The sequence below is a fragment of the Paraburkholderia sp. TE9906 genome (genome assembly GCF_056279605.1).
In genome coordinates this window covers 22,174-39,465 of sequence record NZ_JBWCCT010000027.1, presented here as the reverse complement: position 1 = coordinate 39,465, position 17,292 = coordinate 22,174, and the positions used below count along the sequence as shown (strand labels likewise).

Below are 17,292 nucleotides of genomic sequence, written 5' to 3'. Positions count from 1 at the left end.
AACGCTGCGCTGGCGAATTGCTGCCCACATCTCAAGGCGATTAAAGAGATGTCCGTATTGCTGTGTTACCTCAAATGTTTTGTGACACAGTAGTAATAGGTGACTGTTGATAAACCTCGTGAGGATAGCTGGGCCAAAGCGGCTGTCAGGCCCAAACCAAAAAGGTGTGTAGCCGGTTGCTTCGATCGTCCAACGAAGCACGTCGTCAAAAGTGCTACCGGGGGAAAGACAGGCGCTAAACGGACAGGCCCGATGGAACAGTCGGGTCGGCAGGGACGGGAACGTGGTAAGCCCAATTGTCCGCCGACACCAGATCTTTGGCCATGGCAGGCGACCCGTGAGGGAAGCTGTTGGACAAGTGGGTATGAGAACGCGGAAAAAGCGAATGGCGGGTGGTAATAGCTCGCATAGGGGTTCAAGATTTGCCCTGACCCGAAAGGGTGCAGACTTCCGCGTGGTGCAGTTGTCGCAGGTCCGCATTAAAGATTCACCGAAGGGAAGCTTGTGAGAGGCCGGTATCGTTACGGTTCAGCACCCTTCGTTTCAGCGATGAGGCGAATCAACAATGTGATGCTTGCGTAGGGCTCGTGCAACTGGCGAGACCGGCGTCAGTGCGACGTTTAATGCTGTGCTCGAGCGCAGTGCGGCGAAAGTCGCATGCTGCGTTCTTCGGGGGCTGCGTTTCCGAGAGAGAACGTGGCTACCCTCTTAATTCTGCTGTGCGTGCGCTGGTATGTGGCGTACTCGCTGAGACTGCGCAACCTCGAGGAAATGATGGCCGAACGGGGAATCGAAGTGGATCATTCGAGCGTGCACCGCTGGGTCATCAAGCTGCTACCGGTGTTTGAAAAGGCATTCCGCAATCGCAAACGGCCTGTCGGCAAGAGCTGGCGCGTCGATGAGACCTACGTCAGGGTCAACGGCCAATGGAAATACTTGTACCGTGCCGTCGACAAGGCGGGCAACACGGTGGATTTCCTTCTGCGCGCCCGGCGTGATAAGGCCGCTGCTCGCCGCTACTTCGAGAAGGCGATTGACCATAACGGCGAGCCCGAGACAATTACGGTGGACAAGAGCGGCGCGAATCTGGCTGCGCTTGAAGCGCTCAATGCCGGGCGTTCAACGCCGATCAAGATCCGGCAAAATAAATACCTGAACAACGTCGTCGAGCAGGATCACCGTGCCATCAAACGCATCATCAAACCGATGATGGGGTTCAAGGATTTCCGGTGTGCACGCATCATCCTGTCCGGCATTGAGACGATGCATATGATCAGCAAAGGCCAGATGAACGACGCTGGCGTTACCCGAAGCCCCGCCGATCAGTCTATTCGTTAGTAGCGTAAGGATTCCTTTTCATCTCAGAAATTTTCGCTTCGTCGGCCTTATCGCGACACAACCGCTTCGAGAGGTCCTTCCGCTGGACAAAGGGATTTCCTTCGGTAGTACTCGCCGTCGAATCCTCGCCGTCGCTAGCGCGCTGGACGCGCAGATCGAGCGCGATATCGCGTCTGGACCAAAAGCGGTCAGCGCGGAGCAGGTTCGCGAATCGACCACCGTCGGCTGTGTGAGCGTTGACTCGGCGTGGCTGAGCTTCAGCAGCAGTCCCAAGAGCCGCAAGGCAGAGCGCGACCTTGCGGAGCTGAAATCGCCTTGGGCGCAGAAGTTGACGCAAGGTCGACATGTCAACATCGTTGCGGGCCGTGCAACTCTTGCTGATCGCACTCCGCGTCTCTACGCGTACGTGCATAAGCTGGTGCCATCGGCGGCCGCACGGTTGGACCAATTTCTCTATGCCAGCGGCGTGGCTCCAGACGAGCGCAATATTCGATGAGGCCGCGTCGGAAGATGTCCTGGCCCACCCGCTGAATTACCAGTCTTTCAGCTTCAGTGGAAGCAGGCAAGTCAACGGTGGCAGCGCGAAACTGACCGAGAGTCTCGTTCGCTAGGACGCGACACAGGCTTGCTGCGCGAAGTAGCACGTGATGGAGGAAGTCGTAGCCTGTCACATTACTTGCGACTATGGGCCACAGCCCTTCCTGCTGCACGACGAGAAGCGAACAGTCTTCCGCCACTGCCTTTCCCCACGTCAAGTCTGAAAACTCCACGCGATAGGTGTGGGCGGATTGCTGTTCAACGCCAAAGCGTTGGGAGAAGGCGCTTGACCGAAAGACGAGCCAGCTTCCCTCACGCGTCAAAGTAATGTCGAAACCGCCATCAGACGCGGCTTTTTCGATACGAGTTTGCTCGAGAATGTTCCACTGAACCGGAGACGGCGATACCGCATCGACACTGGAATATCCGACTGTGCTATTCATACCATGCCTCGTGCGGGCGCCGACTTCCCTATGCGAACGCTATGATGTGGCCTCCGCAGGCTCTCTGGTGCCAGAACGGGTTGGAACGTGTGCAAATCATGCATAAAGCCTCCTATCTCACCGCTATCCGGCGCCGCTTGGGATTGGCTAAAAACTTAGCGTTCCCGGCCCGAGTCGCCGCCTGAAAAGCAACCCTTCATCAGAGCCCGGTTGCAGTACAAGCGCCAAGTGAGCGTCTGTCTTAAGAGCTTCCGGAGGCGGAGACGTTGTGGTTACAATATATTGGAAAGGCACGGTACCTTGGATGACGGACAGCTCAATAGCTGAGTCAGCCACGGTCGACAGGAACTCCCGATAAAGGCGCTCGCTCATGTCGGCCTCACGTGGGCAGTCGTGAACCAGAAAGCCTGGATAGTGACTATACTGAGCGCCGCGCTCCGTCCCGTATCCCGCTCCAGCTCACCGTGCTCTTGAACGGTCGCGCAGCAACCGATAAGAGGCGCTAATGGCCGAACTCACCGCCAGCGATGTGAGCAACGGGACCGACGGCAGCAACGTCGGCGTCCCATCTGTGACGCCGGGCAGCGCCGACGCGGCCCGCGTGCTCGACGCCGAGCTGAACTGGCTCGCGAAGCTGCTGGACGCCGCCATCCGCCTGTACTTCGGCCAGCCTTGCGAAGTGGCCGATATCGCGGAGATTCCCGCGCCCGATCTGCGCGACGAATCCACCTGGTACGCGCAGATTGTCCGCGAGCATGCAACCGAACTGGACGAGCGCGTGACACTGGCGCTCGCGCTCGCTCCTTACCTGCGCCCGCAACTGCTCGACCCGCTATTCGCGCGCAATGCCAATCTCGAACGCGCATTCTCGGAATTCGGCGGCACCCCGCGCGGCTCGCATACGGGGTTCTGGCCGACCTATGAAACCGCGGCCTTCGTGATCGGCGGCGCGACGGCGCTAGAGCGGCGCCTGCGCCTAACCCGGCTCGCGGACCCCACCCACCCGTTGCGCCAGGCCCGCATACTCGATCTGGAACCCACCGAGCACCGGCCGAACTGGTTCGCCGCCCCGTTGCAGATCGATCCGCTCGCGTTGTCGCGCATCACACTCGGCGTCGAGCAACGCCCCGAATACAGCAGCACGTTCCCGGCTCGCCGCCTCACGACGCCGCTCGACTGGGACGATCTCGTGCTGCAGTCGGGCGTGCGCGCGGAAGTCGACGAACTGCGCGCGTGGATCGAGCACAGCGAGACCTTGCTCGACACATGGCAACTCGAGCGCCATATCAAGCCCGGTTACCGCAGCCTGTTTTACGGGCCGCCCGGCACCGGCAAAACGCTGACCGCGTCGCTGCTCGGCAAGACCACGGGCCTCGACGTCTACCGCATCGACCTGTCGCTCGTGGTGTCGAAGTTTATCGGCGAGACCGAAAAGAATCTCGCGCAGGTCTTCGACGAAGCCGCGAAGCGTGCGTGGATCCTGTTCTTCGACGAAGCCGACGCGCTGTTCGGCAAGCGCACCGCGACGAGCAGTTCGAACGATCGCTATGCGAATCAGGAAGTCGCGTATCTGCTGCAGCGGGTCGAAGATTTTCCGGGCGTGGTCATTCTTGCGTCGAATCTGAAGGGCAATATCGACGATGCGTTCGCGCGGCGCTTCCAGTCGATGATCTACTTTCCCACGCCGGGCCCGGCGGAGCGCCTGACGCTGTGGCGCAACGCGTTCTCGCGCGGACCGCGCCTTGCCGCCGATGTCGACCTCGAGCGCATCGCGGCAGACTACGAAGTCACCGGCGGCGCCATTGCCAACGTGCTGCGTCACGCGGCACTCGCGGCGGTGCGGCGCGGCGGCGAGACGATCTTGCAGGCGGATATCATCGAAGGGATCCGCCGCGAGTTTCGCAAGGACGGCAAGACGCCCTGACAGGCGCCGGGCCGCCGGGCCGCCGGGCCACACGGCGCCGCTGCGCTGCCGAGCCTCTTCTCCCACGTGTGACGCGTTTTGCAAAGGCATCCCGATGATCGATAAGGCTTTAGGTTTTCTGCTCGACGAACTGAACCGCTTTCTCGAACCGCGCAGCCCGGGCGGCGAGCCGCTCGCCGTGCTGTCGAGTCTCGCGATACCGCACGGGGGCGCCGCGCCCGGCACGGAGAACAAGCTCGTCATGTCGCTGCTCAGTATCGAGAAGGAGGGCGCCGCGTCGGCGCGGCCGCTGCCGTCGCGCGAGCCGTCCGCGCCTGCGGCGACGGGGGCGCCGGCCGGCTTCGCACGGGTCGCGGCGCCGCTGCCGCTCAATCTGAACGTGATGGTGGCCGCGTCGTTCGGCGCGAACTATCGGGAAGCGTTGAAAGTGTTGAGCGAGACCATTGGCTTCTTTCAGGCGCGCCCAACTTTCATCGCGCAGAACGCGGCGGCCTTGCCGGCCGGCATCGAGCGGCTCTCGATCGAAATGGTCAGCTGCGATCTGACGATGCTGAGCAACGTGTGGTCCGTGCTCGGCGCGAATTACCTGCCATCGGCGCTCTACAAAATCCGCATGCTGAGCGTGCAGCAGAACTGGATCGCGGCGTTCGAACCGGCGGTCGGCGGCACCGCGACGGACCTCGGGACGCCCCCATGAGCGCCTATCGCCTGCTATTCGCACTCGACATCCGCCATACCTATTTCGCGGACGGCCGGTGCGACGCATTGCATGTGAGGCCGACGCCATCGTGCGAACGCCTGATGCGTCAATACCGCTTGCTGTTCAGGGCGACCTACGGCGGCGCGGAAATCTATTACGACGCCGACGCACAACGGCAGGGCGCGCCGGGCTCGCTGCTGGGCTTCGCGGCGCAGAGTGCGTTCACGTTCATGCTCGGGAACGACGCGCCGGGGTTCACCGGCTATACGGCGATCGATGCCAAGCCGGCAGCGGTGCCGGGCGCGTCGCTCTATTACTTCGACAATCTGAACGGCGGCAGCGCGACCTTCGACGGTGTGGCTAGCGCATTGCTGCATCCGGCCGGCCAGCCTTTCGCGTATGGCGCGCGGCCATGGGAACCGCTCCGCTTCGGCTACGCGGCCGGTGCACCGCTTAACGGCGCGTTCGCGATCGCTGCCATCTATCCAGGCGGCATGAATGCGGCGCCCGCCGACGCGGGGTGTCTCGATGCGCAGGGCAACGTCACGCCGCGTCGCTATGCCATTGTGCTAAGCGCGAAAGCGTTGCTGTGGCGTTATTTCATCGTGCCGCATCCGAACCAGCCGCATGACGACTGGCAGGTCGACGCAGTCATGCGAGCCGCGACCGCGGACGCGCCAGCCGCGCCGCTGCGATTCACGCGTGCCGCGAAGACCGTGCCGCTCGGCGGTCGTGCGGCGGTCATTTTTTCGTCACCGCATCCTCTTATAGTCTTGCAACGGTCGTCCGTGGGTCTGATGGTGCGGCTTATCGGAAGGAGCTTTGCGCAGCCGCTCACCTTGCCGTACCCCGACATGGAGCAGGCGCGCATGTCCATGCAGTTGCCGGTTTCGGCGCATGCCGAAGCGGAACGCCCAGCGACATCCGACACCGGAGAACCCGCCGATATCTATGTATATCTCTAGCGTGGCAGGGGACGCGTCGCATGAAGCAAATTTTTCTGAATACTTGAATAGTCTGAACTATACTGATCGCCGAAATATCGATTCAGCCAGCACGAGTAGGCAATAAAAAGCCATAAAAGAAATATCGTTGGTGACGCGACGCATGCCGTGCGCGGTCGCATTGAACCGCGTGTTGAACCTATGAGGCGGACTAGAAAACAAATAGCTTGATCTTCCTTTCCATCGCATTACGTTTTTAACCCGGCGTTTTCTCGACTTGCGCAGCTCGCCTGTGCGGCCTTGTCACGCCTGTGTGATTTTGCAGCGGTGTTTGCCTCTGAGCAGACAAAGACCTTCCCGCCTCGCGCCGGGAAAAGGAGAGAGCATGGCGCAGTACAAGGTTCCGGGTGTCTACATCGTCGAAATGGACGCGTTTCCGAATTCGGTGGTAGAGGTCGAGACGGCTGTTCCTGCGTTTATCGGCTATACCGAACTCGCCCTCAACGGCAAGGACTCGCTGATCAATGTGCCGTGGCGCATTGAATCGATGGCGGACTATCAGACGTATTTCGGCGGGCCGCCCGCGGCGTCGTTCAAGTTCGCGCCGGCTGCGGCCGGCTCCAGCCGCTATACGCTGACGGCCGCACCCACGTCGCAGTTTCTGCTCTATTACAGCCTGCGCATCTATTTCGACAATGGCGGCGGCCCCTGCTACATCGTGTCAGTCGGGTCTTATACGAGCACGCCGCGCGCGACGAGCGATTTCCAGCCCGCGCTCGACGCGCTCACGCGCGAAACGGAGCCGACCATGCTGGTCGCTCCGGACGCCGTGTATCTGACCGACCCGACCAAGTTGCCACCGCTGTTCTTAGCGCATTGCGACACGATGCAAAGCCGCGTGTCGATCTTCGACGTGCCGGGCGGCGACAAGAAGCGCGGCCAGGCGGCGGCGGATCAGATCGAGACCTTCCGCACGTCGGTCGGCACGGACTTCCTGAACTACGGGGCGGCCTATTACCCGTGGCTCAATACGCAGATCGTCGACAGCGTCGACTTCACCGCGATCAGCAAGGATTCGCTCGACGCCTTTGTTACCGCGCTGACCGCTGACGCCACCACGCGCCTCGCAGGCGACGCGAACAAGGCCAAGCTGACCGCCCTGACGCAGAAGATCAATCAGCTGAAGTCACCGGGCACGCCTGCGACTGGCGGCAGCAGTACGCCGGCAGCACCCGTTACCCCGGCGAATCCCCCCGTGGACCCCGTGGACCCCGTGGACCCCGCGGCTCCCGTGACTCCCGCGGCTCCGGCCCAGACCGCCGCCGCCACGCCGCAACAGATCACCGCGCTGCATCAGGTGCTGAGCCAGTCGAGTCCGCTGTACGCGCAGGTGATGGGCGACCTCAAGGCGGGGCTCAACCTGCTGCCGCCGAGCGGCGCGATCGCCGGCATTTACGGGCGCATCGATGCGACGCAGGGCGTCTTCAAGGCGCCGGCCAACACGAGCATCAACTCGGTCGTCTCGCCCACGGTCAACCTGTCGGATCTTGATCAGGAAGACCTGAACATGCCGCTCGAAGGCAAGGCGGTCAATGCGATCCGGGCGTTCCCGGGCCGCGGCACGATCGTGTGGGGTGCGCGCACACTGGACGGCAACAGCAACGACTGGCGCTACATCAACGTGCGCCGCACGCTGATCATGTTCGAGCAGTCGATCAAGGCGGCCATGCAGCCGTACGTGTTCGCACCGAACACGGCGACGACGTGGGTCACCGTGCAGAACATGATCGAAAATTTCCTCACGAACCAGTGGAAAGCGGGCGCGTTGGCGGGTGCCAAGGCAAGCGATGCGTTTTCGGTCAGCATCGGCCTGAACGTCACCATGACGGCCGACGATATCAACAACGGGCTAATGAAAGTGCTGATTCTGGTTGCACCGGTCAAGCCGGCGGAGTTCATCGAACTCACGTTCCAGCAGCAGATGCAGGTGTCCTGATATAGCGCGCTCTAGGAGAGTCCAGCATGGCAGGTGAATCGCAAGGCAATGTATGGCCGCTGCCGAAGTTCTACTTCTCGGTCGACATCGGCAGCCAGACCAATTTGCCGTTCCAGGAAGTCAGCGGTCTCGACACCGAAACGCAGGTGATCGAATATCGCGCCGGCAATAACAAGGTGTTCTCGACGATCAAGATGCCGGGCATTGCCAAGTTCGGCAATGTCACGATGAAGAAGGGCATCTTCGTTAAGGACAACAACTTCTTCGATATGTACTCGAAGATCTCGATGAACCTGATCGCGCGCGTCACGGTCACGATCAAGCTGCTCGACCAGGGCGGCGCGCCGACCATGGTCTGGACGCTTGCGAATGCGTGGCCGACCAAGATCACCGGCACGGACCTGAAGTCCGACGGCAACGAGGTGGCGGTCGAGACGATCGAGTTCGCGCACGAAGGGTTGACGATCGCGAACAAGTGACGGGGCGCGGGCGCGCATGGGTGGCCGGTTCCGCGGCCGGGGCCGGTTACATAGGTGCGCGCCCGCCCGCGCATTGCATCGCAGGCCGACATGTCCGATTACTATCCGCCAGTCAGCTTCTATTTCACGCTTGCGTTCCAGGGAATCCAGAGCGCGGACGATGCCGCCTTTATGGAAGCGAGCGGCATGGACGCGGAATTCACGGTGACCGAAATCAAGGAGGGCGGGGAAAACCGGTTTGCGCACCGGGTGCCGGAACGCGCGAAGTACGGCAATCTCGTGCTCAAGCGCGGCATGGTGACCGCGTCGTCGTCGCTGGCCACGTGGTGCCGCCGCATTCTCGAGAGCGATCTGTCCGGGCAGATCACGCCGCGCTCGGTGCAATTGTCCTTGCTCGACCACAACGCCGACCCGCTGATGACATGGAATTTCGTCAATGCATGGCCGGTCAAGTGGAGCGTCGCATCGTTCAACGCGCAGGAAAACAAGCTCGCGATGGAAACGCTCGAGTTTTCGTACAACTACTTTACGCGGCGCGCCGGCGGCAAATAAGCGCGCTTGCCGTGGCTGACCGGCCCTTAAGCTATGATTGAAATTCGGGAGTTGGTGATTCGCGTCAACGTCGCCGAGCAGGCCGGCGACGCCGAACCCGTTCGTCTCGAGGAACGGCTCGCCGCCCTCAAGGCGGAACTGCTCGACGCCTGCGAGGAACGCATCGAAACGGCCCTGCAGCGCGGCGTGGAGCGCTGATGGGCAAACTCGAGAAAGTCGTCGTCAAGGCCTTTAGCGACGATCGCTTCAGCGCGTCGGCGGGCAGCTATACGCTGAAAATCAACCCCGCCTCGTTTTCGCAGCAGTTCAAAACGACCTACATCCGGAACCGTACCACGGACACGGCCGGACGCGTGACGCGCTATGTGACGACCGAGCCGCAGACCGTCAGCTTCGAGTTTTATCTCGACGCCACTGGGGTGATCGACGGCATCGAGAGCGTGACGGATGAGATCGCCAGCTTCCGCAAGGTGGCCTACGACTTTAACGGTTCGATTCACAGTCCGAATTATCTGCACCTCGTGTGGGGCAAGTCGCTGGATTTCAAATGCCGGCTGACGTCGCTCGACATCGAATACCAGCTGTTCGACCCGGACGGCACGCCGTTGCGCGCGAAGCTGAAAATCTCGCTGGCGCAGTTCCTGAGCGCCGACGAACTGGCGCGCCTCGCCAACAAGACATCACCCGATCTCACGCATGCGCGGGTTGCCGTGGCGGGCGACACGCTGCCGCTCATGTGCTTTCGCATCTACGGCGACAGCAGTCACTATCTGGAAGTTGCGCGCTACAACGGCCTTACGGATTTCCGCAATCTGCGCCCGGGTACGAACGTGATCTTCCCGCCCCTCGGAGCGCCATCATGAGTACGCCGCTGCAGGGCCACATTGACCTCGTCTCCGTGTCGATCAAGATCGGCGGCAGCGCGATTCCCGATTCCTGCGAGGTCTCGGCGGTGCGCGTGACGAGCGAAGTCAACCGTATTCCTCAGGCGCGCGTCACGCTGATCGACGGCGACGCGAGCACCGGCGACTTCGCATGGAGCGAGTCGGGGCTGTTCGTGCCGGGCGCGGAAATCGAAATTCTGGCTGGCTATCACAGCCAGTATGCGTCGCTATTCAAGGGCATCGTGGTGCGCCACGGCTTGCGGATTCGCGACGCGCACGCGCAACTGGTGCTCCATTGCGCGGACAAGGCGCTGAAGATGACGGTCGCGCGCCGCAATACCGTCTACGTGAATCAGACCGACAGCGCGGTGATCACGTCGCTGATCTCGGCCAACGGCCTTGCCGCCGACGTGCAATCCACGTCCGTCACGCGCAAAAGCCTCGTGCGCTTCTTCGCCTCCGACTGGGACTTCATGATGACCCGCGCCGAGGCGTGCGGCATGGTCGTGATGGTCGAGAACGGCACCGTGCGGGTCGCGCCGCCGTCGTTCAGCGACGACGCGGACCAGACCGTCAGCTTCGGCGACGCGCTGCAGGAACTCGATGCGGAAATCGACTCGCGTTCGCAGCTGGCGTCGGTGACGTGCCGCGCGTGGGATCCGAACGCGCAGGTGCTGGTGGAGGGCAAATCGACCGAGCCGACCGTGAACGCGCAGGGCAACCTGAGCGGCAGCAAGCTGGCTGCTGTGCTTGGCGTGTCCGACTACGACTGGCAAAGCGCGGCCACGCTCGCCGACGGCGAATTGTCGAGCTGGGCCAGCGCGCAATTGCTGAAGTCGCGCATGGGCGCGCTGCGCGGCTCCGTCAGCATGCCGGGCGACACTAAGGTCAAGCCGGGGCGGCTGATCGAACTGGGCGGGGTCGGCGCGCGCTTTAACGGCAAGGCGTATGTGAGCAGCGTCACGCACCGCATCGAGAACGGCGACTGGACCACGGAGGCGCGCTTCGGCATGTCGCCGCGTCCGTTTGCCGCCGAGCAGACCGATATCGAAGCGCCGCCTGCCGCAGGGCTCGCACCAGGCGTGCAAGGCCTGCTGACCGGCAAGGTGATGAAGATCGACGAGGATCCGGACGGCCAGACCCGCGTGCAGGTGCACGTGCCGCTCGTGAAGATAGACGGCGATGGCATCTGGGCGCGCCTCGCGAACGGCTATGCGACAAGCGGCGCGGGCATGTTCTTCATGCCGGAGATCGGCGACGAAGTGGTGCTGGGTTTTCTCAACGGCGATCCTGCTTATCCGGTGATTCTCGGCAGTCTTTATAGCGGCGCACGCATGCCGCCGCGCACGCCCGAGGCGCAAAACAACACGAAGGCGATCGTGTCGCGCGCGCAGGTCACGATCCAGATCGACGAAGAGAAAAAGCAGATCAGCATCAGCACGCCGGGCGGCCACGTGGTCACGCTCGACGACGACAGCAAGACCGTCACCATCACCGACTCCAGCAAGAACTCACTGAAGATGTCCTCGGACGGCGTCTCGCTGTCGAGCCCCGCCAATATCACGATCAAGGCCGACGGCTCGATGACGCTCGATGCGAAGGGCGGCGTCACCGTGAAGTCGGCGGCGAGCGTCACGCTCGACGCGCCGCAGATCGCCGCCAAGGCGTCGGTGTCGTTTGCCGCGCAGGGGCAGGCATCGGCGGAGCTGACCGCGTCCGGCCAGGTCACGGTGCGCGGCGCGCTCGTTTCGATCAACTGACGCTCACTGCCTGAGACACCGCTCGAGGACCGCGCCCATGCCACCCGCCGCCCGTGTGACCGATCTGCATACCTGCCCGATGGTGACGCCCGGTCTGCCGCCCATTCCGCACGTTGGCGGCCCGGTCGTCGGGCCAGGAGTGCCGACCGTGCTGATCGGCGGCCTGCCGGCCTCGGTGGTCGGCGATATGGCGACCTGCGTCGGGCCGCCGGACGCGATTGTCAAGGGCTCGGCCACCGTGCTGATCGGCGGCCGGCCCGCGGCGCGCATGGGCGACACCACCGCGCATGGCGGCGCGGTGGCGATCGGCTTTCCTACCGTGATGATTGGAGGTTGACGATGGCGAGCGACGGATTCGCAGGCAACCCCGCGTTCCTCGGGCGCGGCTGGAGCTTTCCGCCGCGCTTTGACGCGCATACGGGCAGGGTGGCGATGGTCGAAGCCGAACAGGATATTCGCGAGAGTCTCTATGTTCTGCTGACCACCTTGCCGGGCGAGCGCGTGATGGTGCCGAACTACGGCTGCGCGCTGCAAAGCTTCGTGTTCGCCTCGCTCGACGCGAACACGCAAACGCAGATCCGGCGCCTCGTGTCCGACGCGATCCTGTTTTACGAGCCGCGCATCGACGTCGAGCAGATCGGCATCGAGATCGACATGCCCAACGGCGTCGCGTCGCTTTCGATCGACTACACGGTGCGTCGCACCAACAGCCGCAGCAACGTCGTGATTCCGTTCTGCCACGACGAAGGCACTAATCTGACGGCGCGCCGGGCTGCGCCGCCGCTCGTCTGAGCGCGGGCCGCACGCCTGCGATTCCCCCGACATGACCGATCACACTCATTCGTTTGTCTTTGGCCGCGGCGAAACGCAGCGCTCGCGTTACGAGCGCGCGCTTGCGCCGGCCTCGGCACAGGTGGACGAACGCGGGCTGCCGGAGATGCTCGCGTGGCTCGCGGAGTTCGCGCGCCTCGTGAGCTTCGTCGACGAACAGGGCGAACCGGTGGGCGACTGGAGCCGCTTTCTCGAGCAGGACGAGAGCTTTCTGCTCGCTCAGGTGTGCACGACCACGGTTGAATCGCTGGCCAGCAGCGCGGCCGCCAGCCAGGCAGACGCGCCAGGCGAGCCGGCGCAGCAAGGCGATGCCCAGGTCCACGGCGTGGCCGAACCAGCGCCGTTGCTGCGCATCTTTTCGATCGCGCAGCGCGTCGACGCGTGGTACTCGACCGCCGCGCGCCTCGAGATGAGCGGCATCGAAGTGCACCCGTTCGCGATCAATCTCGAACAGGTGATCGTCAACGACCTGCGCCGCTATACGCAGTTGATCGACGCGAGCCGCCTGCTGGGCCCCGGCTGGCGGCGCCTTGCCGAACGCGCGAACCTGAGCTTCGCGCCGATCTGGTCGGCGGACGACGGGCATGGCCGCAGCGTCACGTTCGATGCGCAGGATCTCGCGCCGGTGCAAAGCGCGTTCGAGCGTGCGCTCGACAATCTGAGGACGCTCGCGCGCCGCTATCTGGAGTCGTTGCAGCACGAGAGCCGCGATCATGCGCCGCAAACGGGTTTGCTGATTGCGTTTGTCAAGCTGCTCAACGTCGCGCAGGGCGATCTCAACCAGTTCACCGAACGGCATCTGCAGTACTACCTGACGCAGATCTTGCGGCTGGCGCCGCGGCCGAGTCAGCCGGACCAGACGCTGGTGGCATTTACGCTGGCGCCGCGCGCTGCCTCGCTGCTGCTCGAGGCGGGGCGAAGGCTGGCGGCGGGCGCGGATGCGACGGGCGCGCCGATCGAGTTCGCGACGGCCGCGCCGCTTGTCGTGACCCAGGCGCGTATTGCATCGCTGATGGCGATAAGCGCAACCTACGCGGACGGCGATGCAAGCGTGCAGAACCCGCCGCTGACGTCGCTCATCGCGTATCGGCGCGCCGATTCCGCCGACGGGTTAGGCGCGCCGCTCGTCGCGCCGGCGGCCGGTTGGCCGACGTTCGGCCCGGCCCGCGAGGTCGCGATCGCGGCGGGCAATACGGCGCCCGACGCACAAGTCGGCTTCGCGATCGCGTCGCCGCTGCTGCTGCTGATGGGCGGCGAGCGAACCATCACACTGAGCTTCGACCTCAGCGCGCCGGCTGCGGCCACCGCCACAACCGCGACCACTGCCACGACCGCGGCTACGACTACGGCCACGGCGCAAAGCGATAGCGACGACGCTTATACGCGCCTCGAACGTTTAGCCGCTGCTTATGCCCGCTCGCTCGAGCAGAGCATAGGCGCACCGTCCGGCGCGGCGGCGTCATCAGCATCAGCGGCCAATGCGGCGGCCTCATCGGCCAGCGCAAGCGATCTGCTTGGCAGCCTGCTTGCCGATGCGTGTCTCGTGAGCCTGAGCGGAAAGGACGGATGGTTCACGCCGCAATCCGCGCGCCTCATGATGAGCGAGCGCAACACGCTCGATCTCGTGATCGAGCTCTCAGCCGCGGCGCCGGCCGTGCTCGCCAATCCGGCACTGGCTTTCGACGGCGGACGGCAAGAGCCGCTGCCGCTCTTGCGCGTGACGATGAACCCGCAGGCTCGGGCTTATGGCTATTCGTTTTTCGAAGCGCTGCGCACGCGCAGCGCCCATCTTGCGGTTGAGGTGCGCGGCCTCAAGGTGCTCGATTTGCAGAGCAGCCTCGGGCCGCTCGCGGCCGGCAAGCCGTTCATGCCGTTCGGCCCCGCGCCGATGCTCGGCAGTTTTCTGCAGGTCGGTTCACCCGAACTCGCGTGCAAGCCGGTGTCGCATATCGGCTTGCAGATCGACTGGTTCAACCTGCCTGGCGCAGGCGGACTCGCTGCGTATTACCGCGGCTATCCGCCCGATGCGAACGGCGAACCGTTGACGCGCGATTCGTTTCTGGTGGGCATCGAGCGCAACGACGGCATGGCATGGCGTCCGGCGAGTGCCGGCGGCGCGTCGCGCATGGCGCTGTTTGCGCCGCCCGACGTGATGTCGACGGGGCTCGCCGCCGACGTCGCCGCGTCGACGCGCTTCGAGATCGACTGCGCGGTGCCGATGGCTTCCGCCGCGGCGCCAGCCAGCTTCGCGGAGGCGCTCGTTCCCGGCTCAGAGGCGGGCGCGTTGCGCGTTGCGCTGGCCGCGCCGGCCGCCGCATTCGGCTACGACGTTTACTCGCAGGCGCTGGCGGACGCGATGTTGCACAACGCTCGCGCGCCACGCAAGCCGAAACCCGGCGACCTCGTGCCGATCCCGAAACCGCCGTTCGTGCCGATGGCGAGCGCCGTGTCGCTCGACTACACGAGCGCGGCGCTCATCGAGTTCGATGCGCCCGGCCGGGGCAATCCGCTGCGCTTCTACACGCTCGCGCCATTCGGTTATATGCGCGCGAAGCGCGGCTTCGCGACCCGCTTCATACAGGACGGCGTGCGCGGCGCATTGTTTATCGGCGTCGCGGATGCTTCGCCCGGCGACACCTTAAGCCTGCTGTTCCACCTCACCGACCGCCACGCGCCACAAACGCTCGATTTCACCGATACCGACCCACAGGACGAGCGCGGCGCCAGCAGCGGGCTCGTCTGGCATTACCTCGACGGCAACCGCTGGCAGGCGTTCCGCAAGCAGGACGTGCTCAGCGATCTGACCTACGGCCTGACGTGCTCGGGGATCGTCGAACTGGTGCTGCCCGCGCAGTACGACGCACGTTCGACGCTGATGCCCGCCGGGGCGATCTGGCTCGCCGCAATGATCTCCGACGCGGACGGTCTCGCCGCCGTGTGCGACACGATTGCGATTCTGCCGAACGCGGTTGCGGTGAGCCGCGTGACGAGCGGCGCGACGGTGATCGCGAATCTGCCGCCGCAGACCGTCAACGGGCTCGTCAGCAAACTGCCCGCGATCAAGACGGTCGTGCAGCCGGTGCCGAGCTGGGGCGGGTCGCCGGCCGAAACGCCGCAGGCCTTCGAGACGCGTGTGGCCGAGCGGCTGCGGCACAAGCAGCGCGCGATCCAGCCGTACGATTACGAGCGCCTCGTGCTAGGCGGTTTCGCCAATATCGCGCAGGCCAAATGCATTGGCCCGGGCAATAGCCGGGGTTACAGCGCGGCGGCGCCGCTGGCGGCCGGGGAGGTGGTGGTCGCGGTGGCCGCGCCCGCAGGCGACACCTACGAGTCGTATGTCGATCAGACCACGTTGCGCGGCGCGCTCAATCTGCTGCGTCCGTATGTCTCGCCGTTCCTGCGGCGCCTCACGGTTCGCAACCCGGCCTACGAGCGTCTCAAGGTGATCGCTGCCGTGCGGCTCAAGCGCGCCACGAGCGGCGCGTATTACCTCAATCTTCTCTCCAGCGAACTCAATGCCGCGCTGGCGCCGTGGCACACGCTGGCGGATGGTCGCTTGCCAATCGGCTATGGCGCAATCGATGGCAATACGATCGCCAGCTTTATCCGGCAGCGCGATTACGTCGAATCGCTCGACGATTTCCATATGGTGGTGCTGTACAACGTCTCGCCGGACGGCACCGGCAACGATTGGCGCGAAAGCTGGTACGGACAGGATGACCGCGTGCGTCCGGGCACGCCGTGGTCGGTGCTGGTGCCCGCTGGCGATCATGTGTTGAAGCAGATCGACGGCCCTGCCGAAGAGGGCACGGATCGCACTAAGCCGAGCGACGCGCCGCCGCCCGACCCGGCGCCGGCGGGAATCGGCAGCCTGACGATTGGCGAGGACTTCATCGCCGCTCCGGCATCGCCGCCCGCACCCGTACCCGGCGGCGCCACGCCTGGACCCACACCCGCACCGGATGCGCCGGCCCGGCAGACGGCGTACTACGTGAAGTTTCTCGATAGCGAGCTGCGTCGCGGGCGGCGCAACCGCGGCCGGCTTGGCGCGGAGGGTGCGGGCGGTGCGGGTGACGCCGACACCGACGGCGAAGACCGGCACGACGCGCGTGAAGCCGCGCTGCTGCAGGACGCTTTTATCGATTTTCCCGACACCGAGACCGACACCGGCAGAACCCCTGACAGCGGCGCTGCCCACGGCCCCGCGGATCTCACCGACGGATAAACCTCATGGCCACCACACCCACTTCCGAGATCGCATCCCGAGCCGCGCTGAAGAAGCTGTTCAGCGACGGCGCGCGGCCAAGCGGCGCCGACTTCGGGCTCCTGATCGATTCGTTCGTGCACCGTGGCGAGCGTGCCGCCAACCCGGGCGGCGCGCCGAATACGCCGCCGTCTGGAGCCGCGCCCAGTGCGCCGCCGTCGCCGCCCGCTGCTGACGGGTGGCTGGCCGCGGCAGCGCGCGTGGGCCGCTACGTGCCGTCGATGCAGACGGCGAAGCCGCCGTTTCCGGATGGCGATGCGGTGGCGCCCGGCAAGCTGCCCGCCGACGGCAAATGGCAGGTGGTGCTGCCGGCGGTGAACGGCTGCTGCGCGTTCGAGATCGTTGCGCACGCATCGGGTACCGCGGCGTCGGGACGCCACGCCATGCTGCACGCGGTCGTCGTGACGAGCTTCAACGGCAGCCGCAAGGGCATTCGCATCACGCGCACCGAACGCGGCTGGAGCTGGCTGCGCCGTCTCGAGCTGCGCTGGCGGCCGCGCCGCAGCGGCTGGTTTGCGCACCCCACGGGCTACGACCTCGCGATCCGCACGCACTTCGGCTATGGCGTCGACGACAGCGGCGCGCCGGCGCAGATCCGCTTTCACATCACCCGGCTGTGGTGACCCGGCATGCGCGCTAA

15 protein-coding genes are annotated in these 17,292 nt (G+C 64.4%); 14 read left to right on the top strand and 1 reads right to left on the bottom strand.

Annotated elements, in window-relative coordinates; genetic code table 11:
- Nucleotides 1-657: 657 nt before the first annotated feature.
- Nucleotides 658-1,346, top strand: a protein-coding gene (locus ACZ9H4_RS36220; RefSeq protein WP_476123020.1) for an IS6 family transposase whose coding sequence is annotated in 2 segments (ribosomal slippage) — nt 658-1,327 and nt 1,327-1,346 — 690 coding nt in all. Because the reading frame shifts where the segments join, the coding sequence is not laid out codon by codon here.
- A gap of 339 nt (nt 1,347-1,685) precedes the next feature.
- On the opposite strand, the gene ACZ9H4_RS36215 is transcribed toward ACZ9H4_RS36220, so the two are convergent.
- Nucleotides 1,686-2,318, bottom strand: a complete 633-nt coding sequence (locus ACZ9H4_RS36215; RefSeq protein WP_476123018.1) for a hypothetical protein — start codon at nt 2,316-2,318, stop codon at nt 1,686-1,688.
- 505 nt (nt 2,319-2,823) lie between these two features.
- Between ACZ9H4_RS36215 and ACZ9H4_RS36210 the strand changes: the two genes are divergently transcribed.
- From ACZ9H4_RS36210 to ACZ9H4_RS36150, 13 genes are all read left to right on the top strand, one after another.
- Nucleotides 2,824-4,242 (top strand): ATP-binding protein, encoded by a 1,419-nt coding sequence (locus ACZ9H4_RS36210; protein ID WP_476123016.1) that lies wholly within the window; start codon nt 2,824-2,826, stop codon nt 4,240-4,242.
- Nucleotides 4,243-4,336: 94 nt separating this feature from the next.
- Nucleotides 4,337-4,939 (top strand): Pvc16 family protein, encoded by a 603-nt coding sequence (locus ACZ9H4_RS36205; protein WP_476123014.1) that lies wholly within the window; start codon nt 4,337-4,339, stop codon nt 4,937-4,939.
- Nucleotides 4,936-5,907, top strand: a complete 972-nt coding sequence (locus ACZ9H4_RS36200) for a hypothetical protein (protein ID WP_476123013.1) — start codon at nt 4,936-4,938, stop codon at nt 5,905-5,907. The genes ACZ9H4_RS36205 and ACZ9H4_RS36200 overlap by 4 nt, the downstream gene beginning before the upstream one ends.
- 364 nt (nt 5,908-6,271) lie before the next feature.
- Nucleotides 6,272-7,882 carry a phage tail sheath family protein gene (locus ACZ9H4_RS36195; protein ID WP_476123011.1) on the top strand — a complete coding sequence of 537 codons (1,611 nt, stop codon included), beginning with the start codon at nt 6,272-6,274 and terminating at the stop codon, nt 7,880-7,882.
- A gap of 26 nt (nt 7,883-7,908) precedes the next feature.
- Entirely contained in the window at nt 7,909-8,361 is a 453-nt protein-coding gene (locus tag ACZ9H4_RS36190; RefSeq protein ID WP_476123008.1) for a phage tail protein, read from the top strand.
- Between the two features lie 90 nt (nt 8,362-8,451).
- The gene (locus ACZ9H4_RS36185; RefSeq protein WP_476123006.1) at nt 8,452-8,913 is read left to right on the top strand and encodes a phage tail protein; all 462 of its coding nucleotides are present in this window, start codon (nt 8,452-8,454) and stop codon (nt 8,911-8,913) included.
- A gap of 33 nt (nt 8,914-8,946) precedes the next feature.
- On the top strand, nt 8,947-9,111 hold the full coding sequence (locus ACZ9H4_RS36180) for a DUF5908 family protein (RefSeq protein WP_476123005.1): 165 nt from the start codon (nt 8,947-8,949) through the stop codon (nt 9,109-9,111).
- Complete coding sequence (locus tag ACZ9H4_RS36175) at nt 9,111-9,776, top strand: CIS tube protein (protein ID WP_476123003.1); 666 nt, start codon at nt 9,111-9,113, stop codon at nt 9,774-9,776. The genes ACZ9H4_RS36180 and ACZ9H4_RS36175 overlap by 1 nt, the downstream gene beginning before the upstream one ends.
- Complete coding sequence (gene vgrG, locus ACZ9H4_RS36170) at nt 9,773-11,557, top strand: type VI secretion system tip protein VgrG (RefSeq protein ID WP_476123001.1); 1,785 nt, start codon at nt 9,773-9,775, stop codon at nt 11,555-11,557. Before ACZ9H4_RS36175 ends, vgrG begins: the two co-directional genes overlap by 4 nt.
- Nucleotides 11,558-11,594: 37 nt before the next feature.
- Nucleotides 11,595-11,894 (top strand): PAAR domain-containing protein, encoded by a 300-nt coding sequence (locus ACZ9H4_RS36165; RefSeq protein WP_476122999.1) that lies wholly within the window; start codon nt 11,595-11,597, stop codon nt 11,892-11,894.
- Nucleotides 11,895-11,896: 2 nt separating this feature from the next.
- The gene (locus ACZ9H4_RS36160) at nt 11,897-12,349 is read left to right on the top strand and encodes a GPW/gp25 family protein (RefSeq protein ID WP_476122997.1); all 453 of its coding nucleotides are present in this window, start codon (nt 11,897-11,899) and stop codon (nt 12,347-12,349) included.
- 31 nt (nt 12,350-12,380) lie between these two features.
- Complete coding sequence (locus tag ACZ9H4_RS36155) at nt 12,381-16,613, top strand: hypothetical protein (protein WP_476122995.1); 4,233 nt, start codon at nt 12,381-12,383, stop codon at nt 16,611-16,613.
- A 5-nt stretch (nt 16,614-16,618) separates the two neighbouring features.
- Nucleotides 16,619-17,275, top strand: a complete 657-nt coding sequence (locus ACZ9H4_RS36150) for a hypothetical protein (protein WP_476122993.1) — start codon at nt 16,619-16,621, stop codon at nt 17,273-17,275.
- Nucleotides 17,276-17,292 lie beyond the last annotated feature (17 nt).

Coding starts and splice junctions, on each gene's coding strand:
- ACZ9H4_RS36150 (WP_476122993.1), top strand. CDS start 16,619: ATGGCCACCACACCCACTTCCGAGATCGCATCCCGAGCCGCGCTGAAG.
- ACZ9H4_RS36200 (WP_476123013.1), top strand. CDS start 4,936: ATGAGCGCCTATCGCCTGCTATTCGCACTCGACATCCGCCATACCTAT.
- ACZ9H4_RS36160 (WP_476122997.1), top strand. CDS start 11,897: ATGGCGAGCGACGGATTCGCAGGCAACCCCGCGTTCCTCGGGCGCGGC.
- ACZ9H4_RS36205 (WP_476123014.1), top strand. CDS start 4,337: ATGATCGATAAGGCTTTAGGTTTTCTGCTCGACGAACTGAACCGCTTT.
- ACZ9H4_RS36155 (WP_476122995.1), top strand. CDS start 12,381: ATGACCGATCACACTCATTCGTTTGTCTTTGGCCGCGGCGAAACGCAG.
- ACZ9H4_RS36175 (WP_476123003.1), top strand. CDS start 9,111: ATGGGCAAACTCGAGAAAGTCGTCGTCAAGGCCTTTAGCGACGATCGC.
- vgrG (WP_476123001.1), top strand. CDS start 9,773: ATGAGTACGCCGCTGCAGGGCCACATTGACCTCGTCTCCGTGTCGATC.
- ACZ9H4_RS36215 (WP_476123018.1), bottom strand. CDS start 2,318: ATGAATAGCACAGTCGGATATTCCAGTGTCGATGCGGTATCGCCGTCT.
- ACZ9H4_RS36190 (WP_476123008.1), top strand. CDS start 7,909: ATGGCAGGTGAATCGCAAGGCAATGTATGGCCGCTGCCGAAGTTCTAC.
- ACZ9H4_RS36180 (WP_476123005.1), top strand. CDS start 8,947: ATGATTGAAATTCGGGAGTTGGTGATTCGCGTCAACGTCGCCGAGCAG.
- ACZ9H4_RS36210 (WP_476123016.1), top strand. CDS start 2,824: ATGGCCGAACTCACCGCCAGCGATGTGAGCAACGGGACCGACGGCAGC.
- ACZ9H4_RS36185 (WP_476123006.1), top strand. CDS start 8,452: ATGTCCGATTACTATCCGCCAGTCAGCTTCTATTTCACGCTTGCGTTC.
- ACZ9H4_RS36195 (WP_476123011.1), top strand. CDS start 6,272: ATGGCGCAGTACAAGGTTCCGGGTGTCTACATCGTCGAAATGGACGCG.
- ACZ9H4_RS36165 (WP_476122999.1), top strand. CDS start 11,595: ATGCCACCCGCCGCCCGTGTGACCGATCTGCATACCTGCCCGATGGTG.